A 16,177-nucleotide genomic window follows, 5' to 3' on the forward strand; every position below is an offset into this window, starting at 1 on the left:
ATCGCATGAGCAGTAACTTCAGACGTCACCTGTTGGGTCTGTCGTTGCTGGTTGGCGTAGCGGTCCCTTGGGCCGCTACTGCCCAAGCGCCAATCAGTAATGTCGGCTCAGGCTCGGTCGAAGATCGTGTCACTCAATTGGAGCGTATTTCTAACGCTCACAGTCAGCTTTTAACGCAACTTCAACAGCAGATCTCTGATAATCAGCGAGACATAGATAGCCTTCGCGGGCAGATCCAAGAAAGTCAGTATCAGTTGAATCAGATCGTTGAACGGCAAAAACAGATTTATCAGCAGATTGATGGATTAAGTTCGCAATCATCTTCTACTCCGGCGACAGGCGGCACGGCTGCCGTTGCTGCGGGTACTGATACTGGTGCAGCCAACGCGGCTGCACCAGCCAGTACGGGTGATGCGAATAGTGACTACAATGCCGCCGCCGCGCTCGTGCTGGAGAAAAAACAGTACGATCAGGCTATCAGCGCATTTCAGGCATTTGTCAAAAAGTATCCTGACTCAACGTATCAACCCAATGCCAACTATTGGCTTGGTCAGTTGAATTACAACAAGGGGAAAAAGGACGATGCTGCGTACTATTTCGCCAATGTTGTTAAAAATTATCCCAAGTCACCAAAAAGTTCCGAGGCGTTGCTGAAGGTTGGGGTGATCATGCAGGAAAAAGGCCAAGCGGATAAAGCTAAAGCCGTTTACCAGCAAGTTGTAAAAATGTACCCCAATACGGAAAGTGCAAAGCAGGCGCAAAAGCGTTTAGCGGGATCGTAATACCGTATTAATTGGCACAAAAATTGCCCATTATGAGTGGTTTTTGTGCCTAAACGTCTTAAGAGTAAGCAATCAAACAGTTTTTTAAGAAAATAGGTTGCGCTGAAAATTTAAATCAGTAATATGTGCCGCCGTTGCCAAGGCAAACAGCGAAACGCTAAAGCAGCATGAAATTGGGTCGTTAGCTCAGTCGGTAGAGCAGTTGACTTTTAATCAATTGGTCGCAGGTTCGAATCCTGCACGACCCACCAATTTCAAGAGAAGTGTCAGTAAACATCAAACAAGTTCCGCATTGCGGGTCGTTAGCTCAGTCGGTAGAGCAGTTGACTTTTAATCAATTGGTCGCAGGTTCGAATCCTGCACGACCCACCACTTCGGCAGCAGATTTCCTTCCTCGAATAAATTCATTTTAAATTATATATCGCACGTATCGTGTAGGTGAGAACCTGCGCTCAGGTTCGAGCCGAGCGAAGCGAGACAGCAACGCGCTAGCGTTGACCCCGGAGGCCGAGTCATCCTGCACGACCCACCATTCAGTAGTAGAATTCCTTCCTCAAAGAAACTCACGTTATGGCCAGCGCACAAACTGTGTTGATAAGATAAAACCCATTATCATTCCCTGCTCGTTAAGGCCTTGCGATATATTTAATGCCGATTGTTTACGCATCGAGATACAGGGGGTGACCACGGGGGTGAGTCGTCCCTGTGGTCACCCCTGTGTTTCCCCTAATAACGGGCTTAAGTGACCAGTATTATTGCGGTATATTAGTTTTTTTCCCTCTCTATGGACGATATAACCCGTCAGGAACTGTTTTCTAATCCTATCGAGCAGGGGGATGGAGTCATTGCCACAGGGAAGCGCGTGTAGCCCTGTTTAGGAAGATATATGATTGGTCCGTTGATTAATGGTGCCGCTATCTTGATTGGTAGTGGTCTGGGCATTGCCTTACGCCGCTTTATTCCCCAACGCTTGCAGGATGGCCTGCCTCCGGCGTTTGCGATGGTATCGATTGCAATGGGTATTACGCTGGTTGTTAAAGTTCAGCAACTACCGGCGGTGGCGCTGGCTATCGTGATTGGTGTTGCGTTAGGAGAACTACTACGCATGGAGTCCGCCGTGCAGCGGGCGGGCACGATGATTCAAAAAGGATTAAACCGCGTTGTGCCTGCACAGGAGCACCGCTTGCCGCAGGATGTGTATACTCAAAATTTTACCGCATTAATCGTCTTGTTTTGCGCCAGTGGTACAGGCGTGGTTGGGGCGTTGACGGAAGGGTTAACGGGGGATTATCAACTGCTGATTATCAAATCTGCGTTGGATATTTTCACCGCACTGATTTTTTCCATCACGCTTGGCTTTGCTGTGATGTCAATTGCGATACCGCAGATGATTGTGCAGACGCTGTTGTTCTTCTCCGCCAAATTGATTATGCCTTTTATGACAGACATCACGATGGGTGACTTTTCTGCCTGTGGTGGGATTATCATGATTGCCGTTGGGCTGCGGATTGCGCAGATCAAATCATTTGCGGTGGTTAATTTTCTTCCCGCTTTGGTTTTGATTATTCCGATTTCTCTCTATTGGCACCGTCTCTTTGCCTAAAACACAATGTCTGGTTAGCGGCTGACGATCGAGGGTATGTCGCCGCTAAAGATCTGTATTACTTCTTGGTCAGTAAGCGGCACATTTTTGCTACATACATAAATATGCTTTCCTTGTGGGCTGATGCTCTTGGCTAGTTCTATGTAGCTGGCAAATTCTACTTGGCTATGCCCACCTTCATTCATCTCCATGGCATGGATGATGACGTTGTGCGAAGAGAACAGGTTAAACAGTCGTTTGCCTACCACCTTGCGCGTGAGTTGATCCAATAACTTCATTGCAGGAATCATCTGTCCGAGCAGTAGGCGTGCGGTGGTAAAAGGTATTTCTGATTGCTCAGTCACCTCTTTTTTAGTGTCCACGTTTCTAACCATCAGTGTATCGCGATATATTCTGATATAGAGGCTGGCCATGCCATTTCTCTCCTTGTCTCTCTTCTACGGATAACGATTTTCGTGCATTTCATCTCATCATTTTAAGCATAATAAACAAGATGGTGCGTATTTTGGAAAAAATACCGCGACTTTAGGGCGGATTTTCGGTATTTTGTTTAGGATAAAAAACTTCGATGCTGATGCTAAATCAGTATCCGGTGTTGCAACCCGAGTTGTCATCGTGGAAATCCATAATGAGTATGCTTTTTGATAGCAATGAGACCATTTATCCCTTTCCGCCAAAGCCTAAGCCATTATCGGCTGATGCAAAACAGCACTATCGTAGCAGGATAAAGGCACTGCTGCGGGAAAGAAATGCGGTCATGGTTGCGCACTACTATACCGATCCTGAAATTCAGGCGCTGGCTGAAGAAACGGGCGGCTGTGTGGCGGATTCGCTGGAAATGGCGCGGTTTGGTCGCACCCATTCGGCATCGACGCTGTTGGTGGCGGGGGTTCGCTTTATGGGAGAAACGGCCAAAATTCTCAACCCAGAAAAGACGATTCTGATGCCTACATTGGAAGCAGAATGCTCGCTCGATCTCGGTTGTCCTGTCGATGAATTCAGCCGCTTTTGTGACGCGCACCCGGACCGAACTGTAGTGGTGTATGCCAATACTTCTGCTGCGGTAAAAGCGCGTGCAGACTGGGTAGTGACATCCAGCATTGCGGTGGAGTTGATTGAACATCTGGATAGCCTGGGAAAAAAGATTATCTGGGCACCCGATCGTCATCTGGGAAGTTATGTACAAAAACAGACGCAGGCAGATGTACTGTGCTGGCAGGGCGCGTGCATTGTGCATGACGAATTTAAAACGCAGGCGCTAAAGCGCATGAAGATCTTATACCCCAATGCGGCAATTTTGGTCCACCCAGAATCGCCACAGAGCGTGGTAGAAATGGCTGACGCCGTTGGGTCAACCAGTCAGTTAATTCAGGCTGCGAAGATGCTGTCACAGCGCGAACTGATTGTGGCGACCGATCGCGGTATTTTCTACAAAATGCAGCAGGCCTGCCCGGAGAAAACACTGCTTGAAGCGCCGACTGCGGGAGAAGGGGCAACCTGCCGCAGTTGTGCCCACTGTCCGTGGATGGCGATGAATGGGTTGGAGGCGATTGCAAACGGCCTGGAGCAAGGTGGACATGCACATGAAATTCATGTCGATGCAGCCCTGCGAGAAGGCGCGTTAATCCCGCTGAATCGCATGCTGGATTTTGCGGCTTCACTAAAATTACGTGTGAAAGGAAATGCCTGACGGAGATCCAAGGCATCTGAATAGAAATTTCTTACAATAATTGAGACAGGGTGGTGAGATGGACTTTTTGAGTACTAGCAATATTTTAATTCATATCCCTTTGGGAGAAGGGGGATACGCGCTTTCCTGGATTGAGGCGATTGGTACGCTGTTTGGTTTGCTATGCATCTGGTTCGCGAGCCAGGAAAAAACCATCAACTATCTGTTTGGGTTGGTTAACGTCACGCTGTTTGCTGTGATCTTTTTCCAGATCCAGCTGTACGCCAGCCTGCTGCTGCAAATTTTCTTCTTTGCTGCCAATATTTATGGCTGGTACGCCTGGACGCGCAAAACAGATGCGCAGGAAGTTGAGTTACGCATCCGCTGGCTACCGGTGCAGAAACTCATTGGCTGGTCAGTCGTGTGCGTTGTCGCGATTGGCTTGATGACGTTTTACATTGATGCGGTGTTTGCTGTGCTGACACGTATTGCTGTTTCCGGTATGCAGGGGCTCGGGTTGTCGGTGCAGATGCCGAACCTTCAGCCAGATGCGTTCCCATTCTGGGATTCCACCATGATGGTGCTGTCGATTGTGGCGATGATCCTGATGACGCGTAAATACGTCGAGAACTGGCTGCTGTGGGTGGTGATTGATGTGATAAGCGTGGTGATTTTTGCTTATCAAGGCGTGTATGCGATGGCGGTAGAATACGCGATCCTGACGCTGATTGCCCTGAACGGCTCTTGGCTGTGGATTAAGAGCGCGCAGGAAAACCGCGTCAGTGCAGTTTCACACGGCGTGTAATCCAAACTTAATGCTTGTGGTGGTGGCCTTCTGCATCATGGTTTGCCGAATGATGACTTTCCTGATAGTGGAAAGCGCAGTGGTCATCATCACAGCGTTGATATTCCATCTGAACCGTCGCGTGTTCAATCTGGTAATGCTTCAGTAAGTATTCCTGAATGCGTCTTAACAACGCATCGTGATCGTGAGGTGGAACCACCTGCGCATGCAGCGTCATCATTGGTTTTTCGCCAACCTGCCACAAATGAACATGGTGGATATTCCTGACCTCGGGAATATTCAGCGTCAGATCTTTCTGTAGAACCTCAACGCTGAGCTGGCTCGGTGTGCCTTCCAGCAGTTCGTGAATACTTTCTTTCAATAACGACCATGCACTGCGTAGTACCAGACATGACACCAAAATAGAGAGAATCGGGTCGATAGGCGTCCAGTTGGTATAAAGGATAATGACGGCAGCAGCAATTGCGCCGACGGAGCCTAACAGGTCGCCCAGCACATGCAGTGCTGCCGCGCGGACGTTAATGTTTTTCTCTTCGCTACCGTGGTGTAACAGCCAAAATGCCACGATGTTTGCCAGCAATCCGGCAATAGCGACAAGCAACATGGGGACGCCCGCAACGGGCTGAGGCTCATAGAAACGTTGGATAGCTTCCCAGAAGATGAAGGCGGTGATCAGTATCAGCGTTAGCGCGTTCACAAAGGCGGCGAGGGTGGTAAGCCGCAAATAGCCGAAGGTATGGCGCGCATTGGGCTTACGCTGCGCGAAACGCACAGCGATAAGCGCGACGAACAGTGCGGCGGCGTCTGTCAGCATATGGCCTGCATCTGCCAGCAGAGCGAGGGAGCCGGACAACAGACCGCCAATGACCTCTGCCACCATAAATGTGGCGGTAATGATAAACGCGGCCAGCAAACGTTTACTGTTGCCGGATTCCGTGTGGCTGTGGTTATGTGCCATAAATCACCCTGAGTTGCGGTTTATCACATTTTGTTGAAACCCACAGAGAAAACCTATCCTGTGTTCACCGACCGGGCGGTTGGGCTATTTTCTGGTGAAAATAGGATGGATGCGGCCTCTTAGAGCATTTGATCGCGTAAATTCCACTGATTTCAGCGTCCTGATAACACCAGCTTGACATATAATAATCAATCTTCAATATGAAACATCCCGTTTCTCAGTCTACTCGGACTAGCGGGATAGTGCGTATTGAATGGGGCTAACATACCGTTTCGGAACCGATGGATTTATTTATGAATTACCAAAATGACGATTTAAGAATTAAAGAGATTAATGAACTTTTGCCGCCGGTTGCTTTGCTAGAAAAGTTTCCAGCCACGGAGAAGGCAGCGGAAACGGTATCGTTCGCGCGTACTGCCATCCATAAAATTCTTAATGGCAATGACGATCGCCTGCTGGTGGTGATTGGCCCTTGCTCTATTCACGACACAAAAGCGGCAAAAGAATACGCCGCGCGCCTGCTGACGCTGCGCAACGAATTGAGTGACGATCTGGAAGTGGTGATGCGGGTTTATTTTGAAAAACCGCGTACCACGATTGGCTGGAAAGGGCTAATCAACGATCCGCACATGGACAATAGCTTCCAGATCAATGACGGTTTGCGTATTGCGCGCCAGTTACTGCTGGAAATTAACGATATCGGTTTACCGGCTGCGGGTGAGTTTCTGGACATGATTACCCCGCAATACCTGGCGGATCTGATGAGCTGGGGCGCTATCGGCGCACGTACAACCGAATCTCAGGTACACCGGGAATTGGCATCCGGCCTGTCCTGCCCGGTTGGTTTTAAAAATGGCACCGACGGTACGATTAAAGTCGCGATTGACGCGATCAACGCCGCCAGCGCGCCACACTGCTTCCTGTCTGTTACCAAATGGGGCCATTCGGCCATCGTGAATACCAGCGGTAACAACGATTGCCACATTATTCTGCGCGGCGGCAAAACGCCGAACTACAGCGCTGAGCACGTGAAAGACGTGAAAATTGGTCTGGAAAAAGCGGGTTTGGCGCCGCAGGTCATGATCGATTTCAGCCATGCTAACAGCAGTAAGCAGTTCAAAAAGCAGATGGAAGTCTGCACCGACGTCTGTGGGCAGGTTGCTCAGGGCGAAAAAGCGATTATGGGCGTGATGGTGGAAAGCCATCTGGTTGAAGGCAACCAAAATCTGGAAAGCGGCGAGCCGCTGGTTTATGGCCGCAGCGTGACCGATGCCTGCATTGGCTGGGAAGATACAGAATCCCTGCTGCGTCAGCTGGCATCTGCGGTACGCGAGCGCCGTAGCAAGTAATATCTAACGGTTGCAGGATACGCACCATAAAAAACCCGGCCTGAGCCGGGTTTTTCTCATTCAGGGGTAAATAAATTACTTCGCTTTACCCTGATTCGCTACTGCGGCGGCTTTTGCAGCGATTTCGTCCGCGTTGCCCAGATAGTAACGTTTGATTGGCTTGAAGTTCTCGTCGAACTCATATACCAACGGCACGCCAGTTGGAATATTCAGTTCCAGAATTTCGTCTTCGCCCAGATTGTCCAGGTATTTCACCAGCGCACGCAGTGAGTTACCGTGAGCCGCAACGATCACACGCTCACCGCTTTTGACGCGTGGCAGGATGGTTTCGTTCCAGTAAGGCACAACACGTTCGATGGTCAGCGCCAGGCTTTCAGTCAGCGGCAGCTCTTTGTCGCTCAGAGCAGCATAACGTGGATCATGACCAGGGAAACGTTCGTCATCACGAGTTAACTCTGGCGGTGTGATTGCGAAACCGCGACGCCATTGTTTAACCTGCTCGTCACCGTATTTTTCAGCGGTTTCGGCTTTGTTCAGACCCTGCAACGCACCGTAGTGGCGCTCATTCAGTTTCCAGGATTTTTCAACTGGCAACCAGGCTTGATCCAGCTCGTCCAGTACGTTCCACAGTGTGTGAATGGCACGTTTCAGCACGGAGGTATACGCGAAATCAAAGGCAAAACCTTCATCTTTCAGTAACTGACCAGCGGCTTTGGCTTCTGAACGGCCCTTGTCGGACAGATCAACATCGTACCAGCCTGTGAAGCGGTTTTCGTTGTTCCACTGGCTCTCACCGTGTCTTACCAGTACTAGCTTAGTTACAGCCATAGCTAAACTCCTTCCTATCCTAAGATTTCTGTGATAACTGATTTCATTATAGGGGGGGAGAGCGGTTATCGGCAATCGATAGTCGCTGGCAAGCGTGATTTATCCGCAGGTTATTTGCGTAAAATCACGCTTGGGCTTTACCGTTTCAGCAAGCCGGAATCTCCCTTATGCAACAACAGATAAACCGCCGGAATCACCAGCATTGACAGCAGCGGTGCGCTGACCATCCCGCCAATCATCGGCGCAGCGATACGCTGCATGATTTCAGAACCGCTACCGCCTCCCCACATGATGGGAAGTAGCCCCGCCATAATTGTTGCCACGGTCATCATTTTCGGGCGTACGCGCAGAACCGCCCCTTCGTGGATGGCATCCATCAATTGCTGGCGTGACAGCGCCTGACCTGCCACACGGTGTTTTTCTACTGCATGATTGAGGTACAGCAGCATGATGACGCCGAATTCTGCTGACACACCCGCTAGTGCAATAAAGCCCACCGCACCGGCTACAGAAAGATTATAGCCAAGGATATAGAGTAGCCAGACGCCGCCAATCAGCGCGAAGGGTAAGGTTGCCATAATCAGCAGCGCATCTTTGATGCGGTTGAAGGTGACATACAGCAGCACAAAAATGATCAGCAACGTAAAGGGCACGACGACTTTCATTTTCTCCGTAGCGCGTTCCAGATATTCAAACTGACCTGACCAGCTTAGGGAAACGCCTTCCGGCAGCGTAACCTGCTGGGCAACGGCCTGCTGCATGTCTTCAACAGCGGATTTCAGATCGCGGCCGCGTAGGTCAACATAAATCCAGTCCGACAGGCGACTGTTTTCACTTTTCAGCATCGGTGGCCCTTCGCTGACGTTAACTTCGGCCAGCTCTGCCAGCGTCACTCTGCTGCCGTTGGCCGTCACGATAGGCAGGTCACGCAGCTTTTGTAGCGAATCGCGTAATTCACGCGGGTAGCGGATGTTGATGGGATAACGCTGGCGGCCTTCAATGGTTTCGCCGATGTTTTGCCCGCCGATGAGCGTAGCGACCACCGACTGAAGCTCCTCGACGGACACGCCATAGCGTGCGGCGCGCTGACGATCGATATCAATATCGATATAGCGCCCACCCGCTAGCCGTTCCGCCAATGCAGATGTCACGCCCGGAACCTGTTTTACTACCTGCTCGATTTGCGCAGCAGTACGTTCGATATCCTCCAGATTGTTTCCGTTAACCTTAATCCCCACCGGACTTTTGATACCGGTAGCCAGCATGTCCAGACGGTTACGGATCGGCGGTACCCACACGTTGGCGATACCCGGCAGGCTGACGGTACGATCCAACTCGGCAACCAGCGTGTCCATGGTCATGCCCTCGCGCCACTGATCGCGTGGTTTCAGCCGAATGGTGCTTTCCAGCATGGTGAGCGGCGCGGGGTCGGTTGCCGTTTCGGCACGGCCTGCTTTGCCGAAAACCGATTCAACTTCGGGCACGGTTTTAATCAGCCGGTCCGTTTGTTGCAGCAGTCGGCTTGCTTCCCGTGCGGAAATGCCGGGTAGGGTGGAAGGCATATACAGCAGATCGCCTTCATCCAGCGGTGGCATAAATTCGCTCCCCAGACGGCTGAGCGGAAACAGCGTCAGTAGCAGCAGCAGGCCGGAAATCAACAGCGTGGTTTTTGGGTAGCTCAATACCTTTTGCAACACTGGGTGATAGGCTGCAATCAGCCAGCGGTTAATCGGATTCGCCTGTTCGTCTGGTATCTTGCCGCGTACAAAATACCCCATTAGCACTGGCACCAGCGTAATCCCTAATCCGGCAGCGACGGCCATGGCATAGGTTTTGGTAAAGGCCAGCGGTGAAAACATACGGCCTTCCTGCGCCTCCAGTGAGAACACTGGGACAAACGACAGCGTAATGATCAGCAGGCTGCAAAACAGCGCGGGCCCCACTTCCACCGCAGCCCGTTCTGCCAACTGCCACCACTCGTTATTCTGTGGCTGCTTTCCAGGGTTTTTGTGCCGCCACTGTTCAATGACTTTATGCATGTTTTCTATCATTACGATGGCGGCATCTACCATCGCGCCGATGGCAATCGCTATACCGCCCAGCGACATGATGTTCGCGTTCACGCCCTGATAACGCATGATAATAAATGCCCCCAGAATCCCCAGCGGCAGGCTGATGATCGCTACTAACGCCGAGCGGAAGTGGAACAGGAACAGGGCGCAAATGACCGCGACGACGGCAAACTCCTCCAGCAGTTTGAAGCTCAGCGTGTCGATGGCGTGCTCAATCAATTGCGAACGATCGTAGGTTGGGACGATCTCCACGCCTGCGGGCAGGCTTTTTTGTATCTCCTGTAACCGCGCGTTGACGGCATGCAGCGTATTCAGCGCGTTTTTGCCATAGCGCATAACGATGATGCCGCCTGCTACTTCGCCTTCACCATTCAGCTCGGCGATACCGCGCCGCATCTCAGGGCCTTCGCGGAGTGTGGCCACATCTTGCAGCAGCACGGGAATACCGTTGCGGGTGATAATCACCACGTGGTTAAAGTCTTGTGTGGTTTTCAGGTAACCGGTGGTGCGAACCATGTACTCGGCTTCACCCAACTCCAGCACGGAACCGCCATTTTCCTGATTGGCCGCCTGAACGGCGCTGACGATCTGCTGATGGGTGATACCCTGCGTCCGCATACGCTCGGGGTCGACGACGATCTGATACTGCTTGACCATGCCGCCCACGCTGGCGACTTCAGCCACATCGGGAACGGTTTTTAGCTCATATTTTAGCAGCCAGTCTTGAAAACCACGCAGGTCGGCCAGGCTGTATTTGCCGCTGCGATCGACTAATGCGTATTCGTAGATCCAACCGACGCCGGTGGCATCCGGGCCGAGCGAGGTTTTGGCCTCGGCAGGCAGGCTGGATTGCACTTGGCTAAGGTATTCCAGCACGCGTGATCGCGCCCAGTAGGGATCGGTACCATCTTCAAACAGAACATAAACGTAGGCATCGCCGAACATGGAGAAGCCCCGTACCGTTTTGGCACCCGGCACGGAAAGCATGGTGGTCGTCAGCGGGTAGGTCACCTGATTTTCCACCACCTGTGGTGCCTTTCCCGGATAGCTAACGCGAATGATGACCTGAACGTCAGACAGGTCGGGCAGGGCATCCAGTGGCGTTTTTTGTAGGGAAAGCAGCCCCCACGCCGCCATAAACAGCGCAGCGAGTAAAACCAGCAGGCGGTTTTTAAGCGACGAGCGAATCACGTAAGCAATCATTGGTGGCCTCCGTGACGGGTATGTGGATTATCAGTGGGTAAAAAATCCAGAATATGAATCCCGCTGTCATCCATATTGAACTGGATGTTGACGGTGCTGCCGACTCCCATACTCTGTGGCAGTCCTGATGAGGGCAGCGTGAAGTCCATCGTCATTGGCGACCAGTTGAGTGCCGGAACGGCTCCATGCTCAATGGTGACCTGATTGCCGTTTATCGCCCTGATCACTCCCTGAGTTTGGTAGCCAACGGGGGCCGTCGGCGTTGCTGGGTTTGCCGATGTCTCAGCATCAAACTGCGGCAGGGTGCTGCGCAGGCTGGCTTCGGAATCAATCAGGAACTGACCGGAGGTGACCACGCTGTCGCCTTCTTTCAGTCCATCAATAATTTCCACCCAGTCGCCTAACGATGCGCCCGCGGTGACGTTACGCGGGATGAAATGGCCGCCGCCGTCGCTCAGTAAAACCCGATTTTGGCTACCGCTGACCAGCAGTGCCTCCTGCGGGATTGCCAGACGCGGCTGTGCTTGAGAATGAGAAAGCTGCACGGTCAGGTACATGCCGGGTTTGAGCTGTTGTTGCGGGTTGTCCAGTACCACGCGTGCTTTTAACGTGCGCGTGGTGCTATCCAACATGGGTAGTAGTTCGCTGATTTTGCCATGGAAGGTTTTACCCGGCCAGGCGCTGCTGGCGGCGCTGATATCGCTGCCGATTGCTAGCTGCGCCGCCTGTGCCTCGGGATAATCGACATCGACCCAAACCGGATTCAGGCTGGCAAGCTCGAATAACGGCTGAGCGGGGCTTAATTGCATGCCTTGCCGCACTTCCAACTTATTCACGTAGCCGTCTTCTGGTGCGGTAATCGCGATCCTGTCCTGTGGTTTGCCGCTACGCTCAACCTGTCGAATAACTGTTTCCGGCATGAATAGCAGCGCCAGACGCTGACGAGCCGATTGGGTCAGAACGTTGTCGCCCAACTGCCGTACCGCCAGATATTCATGCTGCGCCGCCGCCCAGGTCGGGTTCCATAACGTGGCTAGCGTCTCGCCTTTCTTCACCTGCTGTTGTAGCGCATTGACCGTGAGTTTCTCGACAATGCCACCGCTAGGCGCGACCAGCGTGTGCAATCCGCGTTCGTTGAGCGTGACGGTGCCATAACTGGTACTGTGGTCGGCAAGTTCGCGCATTTCTGCGCGGGCTATACGAACGCCAAGATTTTGCTGCTGGCGGGCGCTGACGGTGACCCCGCCGTCTTCCTGAATGTCATCGGCATAGCGGGGAACCAGTTCCATATCCATGAACGGTGATTTCCCCGGTTTGTCGAAGCGTTTATCCGGCACCATCGGGTCGTACCAATAGAGAACCGACCGTTCTGGTGCGGCGGTAGCGGGAGAATGCGGCGTTTGCTGTTTACCTACCAGATAGCCCACGCCACCCGCGCTGAAAATAGCCAGCGTCACCAGACTCAACATCAGTGATTTTTTCATGACGATTTTGCTCATCGCGTAGGGTTTCCTTGTGGCGTCAGATAGCGAATGGCAGCCCAATATTGCGCCATTTCTCGGGCGGTATCCTGAATAGCGATCCGGTTTTCGAGTAGCGCCCGACGGGCATCCAATACGGCAGACAGATTACTGCTGCCGGATTGGTATTGAGCCTGAATCAGTTTGATGCGCTGCTGTTGGAGAGGGAGAATCTCGTTGTTTTGACGCTGCCAGCGTGACTGTGCGGCCTGATATTGAGCAATCAGCGTATCAAGTTGAGCCTGATGTTCTCGTTCGGTGAGCAATACTCTGTCACGGGCTTCCATGCTGCGTGAGACGTCAGCGGCGTAGTCTTTATCCTGACGTTTGGATGTGAACAGTGGCAAATCGACCGTCACCATCATGCCCGCCATATCGTCGTAATCATCTCCGCGTTTCGCGTAATAGACTTCAACATCAACATTGGGGATGGCAGCAACGGCTGACTGTGCGGAGCGAGCCTGAGCCAGTTCGGCCTCTCGCTGTGCCTGCTGCATTTCTGGATGCTGGTGAATCGTGTGACTCAGCACGTCCGGTGACGCTGGCAAGCGTTCAAAACGGGGAAGCTCGCCGTGCACGTTAATATCTACAACGCCGGTAAGCTGTACCAGCCGAGCGTGTGCGATGCGGGTATCCCGTTCTGCATCGGCCAGTTTGTCCTGCATTGCCGCCAGCGTCAGACGGGCATCCAATACGCTGCTGGCTTCACTGCCTGCCGCCACACTCGCTTTTTGCGACGCGATCTGCCGCTGACTTTCGTTGACCAGCGCCGCGACCTCGCCCAACGCCTTCTGGGAGAGCGCCAGATCCAGCCATGCCTGTGCCGTCTCTCGTTGCAGACGAGCGCGAATGCTTTCGCTATTGCTTTGCAGCGCATCGGCTTCTACCCGAATGGCCTGCGCTTTGCTATCACGTTTACGGCTGCTGACATAGGTCTGCATGACGCCGATACGCTGCATCGTCATCCCTTCTCGTGTGAGTCGGCTACCGTTGTTGCCGCCCAATGGCAGGTTCTCGACGCCAAATTTCAACTTGGGATCGGGAAGTTGTGTAGCGGAGTCGGCCATGTTTTGTAGCGCGTTAATCTGGTGTTGATTGGCTGACAGATCGGCGGAATAACGCTCCGCTGCCTGTAAAGCCTGATCAAGACTCAGATCTGCCGCAAAGACAGCGGCAGGCAGCCACAGCAACATCGCCAGACACGCGCGTGTGGCGTCGTGTTTGGATAGGTTCATGATGTGCTCCGGTTAAGGCTGCTGTGGCGTAATCGCGGTCAGGGTATAGCCGATATCGTTCTGGATAAAGCTGAACGTGACTGGCGTATTGACAGCGAGTGGCGTTATTTCGCTCGTTGATGGCAGTGTGAATGCCATGGTCATCGCTGGCCATTTTAGGTCGGCAACGGGGGCGTGAGAAAGCGTGACGCTGTTGGCGTTCCACTGCTTAACAATTCCGGTAGTTTGATAAACGGCTGTCGTGGCCGCTGGGGGAGTCGTCGGCATCATCGCGTGATGCTGATGGTCGTTAGCCCACACGGGGAAGGTGAAGGAAGAAACAGAAAAAATCAGGCCGCTAATCAGCGCCATATCAGTGATACGCATAAAAATAATCCCAATAAAATAATTGATAAACAAGATGTAGCGCCCGCTGGCGCAGGGGTTATCAATTGCTTGGGTTATTCTCTGAATCGACAGAAGCGGATCTCAGCCGGAGGACCTGCTGCGGGAGGAGAGAGCCAGGCATCGCATGCCTGATTAAGAAGGATGGGGTTATCAGCTAAAACCAACTCACCGCTGACTGGCAGAGCTAATAATGCCAGCGAGCTATTGTCCTGCTTCACGCTATCCGGCACGCAGTGTTTTTCGCATAGCGACGTTTGCTGGTCAGCAGCAGCGTAAGACGCTGTAGCCGTATGCTGAGTATGAGAGGATAACGGCTGAACGTTAGCCTGTTGCAGATGTGCCTGATGCTGGATCGCAGGGGATATCTGGCTGAGCGACATATCGCATTGATGACCTGCGATAGCCAGTTGGGCATTCAGGAGAAGCCAGCACAGTGCCAATAGCCATCCCCACCTGCCTTTGTGGCGCAGATGATGAATGAATAATGGAGACCGTGATGATGCGGACATGGCATTTCCTTTTTGGGTGTCGTGGCAGTGTAAGCGTCTGGGCAGGAAGGGGGCAAGCGGGGAATGGCATAGTTTTGTAAAGCCGGTTGGTAAATTGGCAGATAGCTATCCGCCAATGTTATCAATGAGTTAATTATATTTAATCGAACGGTTACTGGATGAGAAATTGGTATGTGGTATCCGAGCGATAGACTTTCCCCGGTTTCAGCCAGCAGTCGGGCTGCGGCCAGTCTGGGTGATTTGGGCTGTCCGGTAGGAATTCGCTTTCCAGTGCGACACCAGCATAGTTTTCATACTGACCACCGTCTCGCGAAGGCGTTCCGGCCAGAAAGTTGCCGCTATAGAGCTGTAAAGCGGGGGCGCTGGTGAAAACACTCATCAGCACGCGACCATCGGATGACCACAGATTGGCAGCAGGACTTTCGCTGGAACCGCAGGTGCGATGCAATAAATAAGCGTGGTCGTAGCCGCCGACGGCTATTTGATCGCTGTCGTGCAGGAAATCCTCTTCCAGCGTTTTTGGTTGGCGGAAGTCCATTCCGGTCGCGTTTACCGGTGTCAGATCGGCGTTGGGAATGCCCGCACTATTGACTGGCAAATAGTAGTCGGCAAACAATTGCAACTGGTGTTTACGCACGTCAGTCAAATCGCCATCAAGGTTGAAATATGCGTGGTTGGTTAGACAAACGGGGCAGGCTTTCTCTACGGTCGCCTGATACGAGATTTCCAGCGAATTATGTTCGGTCAGCGCGTACGTCACCTGCACGTTAAGGTGGCCTGGATATCCTTGGTCGCCGTCCGGTGAGTGCAATTGGTAGGTTACCTGCGTTGCATCCTGACTGACGATTCGCCAGCGGCGAGCATGAAAGCCTTCTGAGCCGCCGTGCAACTGGTGCTCGTTCTGGTTCGGAACCAGATGAAACGTTTCGGTTTCTCGACTGAATGTTGCTTTGGCTATGCGGTTAGCATAGCGACCAATTGACGCGCCGAGATAAGCGCTTTGTCGCGGATACTGCTCGGGTGATGCACAGCCGAGTAGGACTTCGCGTACCTCACCCTCTGGTAGCGGGAGCTCACAGGAAAGCCAGGTTGCACCCCAGTCCATCAGGCTCACGCGCATCCCTGCCTGATTCTTCAAGGTTGTTAATTGAAACGGCTGACCATCTGGTGCCAGCGTGCTAAGACTTTCATTCAACATGACTTGCTCCTGTAGAGGCTCGACGAAATAGAGAAGGTTGGCCGATGTTTGCAATGTCG

The 16,177-nt window shown here is 52.4% G+C and carries 14 protein-coding genes, 2 tRNA genes and 1 other RNA gene; 8 read left to right on the forward strand and 9 right to left on the reverse strand.

Annotated features, from left to right (window positions below):
- Positions 1–5 precede the first annotated feature (5 nt).
- The 5 genes from cpoB (at position 6) to AACH44_RS06275 (ending at position 2,385) form a co-directional block, all read left to right on the forward strand.
- The gene (cpoB, locus tag AACH44_RS06255) at positions 6–782 is read left to right on the forward strand and encodes a cell division protein CpoB (RefSeq protein ID WP_261848881.1); all 777 of its coding nucleotides are present in this window, start codon (positions 6–8) and stop codon (positions 780–782) included.
- 175 nt (positions 783–957) lie between these two features.
- Positions 958–1,033 (forward strand) — tRNA-Lys (locus tag AACH44_RS06260).
- A 45-nt stretch (positions 1,034–1,078) separates the two neighbouring features.
- Positions 1,079–1,154: transfer RNA gene (locus AACH44_RS06265), tRNA-Lys, on the forward strand.
- Between the two features lie 46 nt (positions 1,155–1,200).
- Positions 1,201–1,314: non-coding RNA, RtT sRNA (locus AACH44_RS06270), on the forward strand.
- A gap of 354 nt (positions 1,315–1,668) precedes the next feature.
- A complete protein-coding gene (locus tag AACH44_RS06275) occupies positions 1,669–2,385 on the forward strand; it encodes a DUF554 domain-containing protein (RefSeq protein ID WP_261848882.1) in 717 nt (238 codons plus the stop codon).
- A 14-nt stretch (positions 2,386–2,399) separates the two neighbouring features.
- On the opposite strand, the gene AACH44_RS06280 is transcribed toward AACH44_RS06275, so the two are convergent.
- On the reverse strand, positions 2,400–2,798 hold the full coding sequence (locus tag AACH44_RS06280) for a YjaA family stress response protein (RefSeq protein WP_261848883.1): 399 nt from the start codon (positions 2,796–2,798) through the stop codon (positions 2,400–2,402).
- 215 nt (positions 2,799–3,013) lie between these two features.
- On the opposite strand from AACH44_RS06280, the gene nadA reads away from it, so the two are divergent.
- Together nadA and pnuC are read left to right on the forward strand one after the other, a co-directional pair.
- Complete coding sequence (nadA, locus tag AACH44_RS06285; protein ID WP_261848884.1) at positions 3,014–4,075, forward strand: quinolinate synthase NadA; 1,062 nt, start codon at positions 3,014–3,016, stop codon at positions 4,073–4,075.
- Between the two features lie 58 nt (positions 4,076–4,133).
- Positions 4,134–4,859 carry a nicotinamide riboside transporter PnuC gene (gene pnuC, locus AACH44_RS06290; protein ID WP_261848885.1) on the forward strand — a complete coding sequence of 242 codons (726 nt, stop codon included), beginning with the start codon at positions 4,134–4,136 and terminating at the stop codon, positions 4,857–4,859.
- 7 nt (positions 4,860–4,866) lie between these two features.
- On the opposite strand, the gene zitB is transcribed toward pnuC, so the two are convergent.
- Positions 4,867–5,817: a CDF family zinc transporter ZitB gene (gene zitB / locus AACH44_RS06295; protein WP_261848886.1), complete on the reverse strand. Its 951-nt coding sequence runs from the start codon at positions 5,815–5,817 to the stop codon at positions 4,867–4,869.
- A 293-nt stretch (positions 5,818–6,110) separates the two neighbouring features.
- Here zitB and aroG point away from each other — a divergent pair, with 293 nt between their 5' ends.
- Positions 6,111–7,166 carry a 3-deoxy-7-phosphoheptulonate synthase AroG gene (gene aroG, locus AACH44_RS06300; protein ID WP_261848887.1) on the forward strand — a complete coding sequence of 352 codons (1,056 nt, stop codon included), beginning with the start codon at positions 6,111–6,113 and terminating at the stop codon, positions 7,164–7,166.
- 75 nt (positions 7,167–7,241) lie between these two features.
- On the opposite strand, the gene gpmA is transcribed toward aroG, so the two are convergent.
- The 7 genes from gpmA to galM form a co-directional block, all read right to left on the reverse strand.
- Entirely contained in the window at positions 7,242–7,994 is a 753-nt protein-coding gene (gene gpmA / locus AACH44_RS06305; protein ID WP_010302707.1) for a 2,3-diphosphoglycerate-dependent phosphoglycerate mutase, read from the reverse strand.
- Positions 7,995–8,131: 137 nt separating this feature from the next.
- Positions 8,132–11,269, reverse strand: coding sequence for an efflux RND transporter permease subunit (locus AACH44_RS06310; protein ID WP_261848888.1), 3,138 nt, complete (start codon positions 11,267–11,269; stop codon positions 8,132–8,134).
- The gene (locus tag AACH44_RS06315) at positions 11,266–12,768 is read right to left on the reverse strand and encodes an efflux RND transporter periplasmic adaptor subunit (RefSeq protein WP_261848889.1); all 1,503 of its coding nucleotides are present in this window, start codon (positions 12,766–12,768) and stop codon (positions 11,266–11,268) included. The genes AACH44_RS06310 and AACH44_RS06315 overlap by 4 nt, the downstream gene beginning before the upstream one ends.
- Entirely contained in the window at positions 12,765–14,024 is a 1,260-nt protein-coding gene (locus AACH44_RS06320; RefSeq protein ID WP_261848890.1) for a TolC family protein, read from the reverse strand. Before AACH44_RS06320 ends, AACH44_RS06315 begins: the two co-directional genes overlap by 4 nt.
- A 12-nt stretch (positions 14,025–14,036) precedes the next feature.
- Positions 14,037–14,390: a copper-binding protein gene (locus AACH44_RS06325; protein ID WP_261848891.1), complete on the reverse strand. Its 354-nt coding sequence runs from the start codon at positions 14,388–14,390 to the stop codon at positions 14,037–14,039.
- A 74-nt stretch (positions 14,391–14,464) separates the two neighbouring features.
- Positions 14,465–14,920, reverse strand: a complete 456-nt coding sequence (locus AACH44_RS06330) for a hypothetical protein (protein ID WP_261848892.1) — start codon at positions 14,918–14,920, stop codon at positions 14,465–14,467.
- Between the two features lie 151 nt (positions 14,921–15,071).
- Positions 15,072–16,118, reverse strand: coding sequence for a galactose-1-epimerase (gene galM, locus AACH44_RS06335; protein WP_261848893.1), 1,047 nt, complete (start codon positions 16,116–16,118; stop codon positions 15,072–15,074).
- Positions 16,119–16,177 lie beyond the last annotated feature (59 nt).

Source organism: Pectobacterium araliae (assembly GCF_037076465.1).
Taxonomy (GTDB): domain Bacteria; phylum Pseudomonadota; class Gammaproteobacteria; order Enterobacterales; family Enterobacteriaceae; genus Pectobacterium; species Pectobacterium araliae.

Excerpts from the sequence above, each read along its gene's own strand:
- cpoB (WP_261848881.1), top strand. The coding sequence starts at position 6 with ATGAGCAGTAACTTCAGACGTCACCTGTTGGGTCTGTCGTTGCTGGTT.
- AACH44_RS06275 (WP_261848882.1), top strand. The coding sequence starts at position 1,669 with ATGATTGGTCCGTTGATTAATGGTGCCGCTATCTTGATTGGTAGTGGT.
- AACH44_RS06280 (WP_261848883.1), bottom strand. The coding sequence starts at position 2,798 with ATGGCCAGCCTCTATATCAGAATATATCGCGATACACTGATGGTTAGA.
- nadA (WP_261848884.1), top strand. The coding sequence starts at position 3,014 with ATGAGTATGCTTTTTGATAGCAATGAGACCATTTATCCCTTTCCGCCA.
- pnuC (WP_261848885.1), top strand. The coding sequence starts at position 4,134 with ATGGACTTTTTGAGTACTAGCAATATTTTAATTCATATCCCTTTGGGA.
- zitB (WP_261848886.1), bottom strand. The coding sequence starts at position 5,817 with ATGGCACATAACCACAGCCACACGGAATCCGGCAACAGTAAACGTTTG.
- aroG (WP_261848887.1), top strand. The coding sequence starts at position 6,111 with ATGAATTACCAAAATGACGATTTAAGAATTAAAGAGATTAATGAACTT.
- gpmA (WP_010302707.1), bottom strand. The coding sequence starts at position 7,994 with ATGGCTGTAACTAAGCTAGTACTGGTAAGACACGGTGAGAGCCAGTGG.
- AACH44_RS06310 (WP_261848888.1), bottom strand. The coding sequence starts at position 11,269 with ATGATTGCTTACGTGATTCGCTCGTCGCTTAAAAACCGCCTGCTGGTT.
- AACH44_RS06315 (WP_261848889.1), bottom strand. The coding sequence starts at position 12,768 with ATGAGCAAAATCGTCATGAAAAAATCACTGATGTTGAGTCTGGTGACG.
- AACH44_RS06320 (WP_261848890.1), bottom strand. The coding sequence starts at position 14,024 with ATGAACCTATCCAAACACGACGCCACACGCGCGTGTCTGGCGATGTTG.
- AACH44_RS06325 (WP_261848891.1), bottom strand. The coding sequence starts at position 14,390 with ATGCGTATCACTGATATGGCGCTGATTAGCGGCCTGATTTTTTCTGTT.
- AACH44_RS06330 (WP_261848892.1), bottom strand. The coding sequence starts at position 14,920 with ATGTCCGCATCATCACGGTCTCCATTATTCATTCATCATCTGCGCCAC.
- galM (WP_261848893.1), bottom strand. The coding sequence starts at position 16,118 with ATGTTGAATGAAAGTCTTAGCACGCTGGCACCAGATGGTCAGCCGTTT.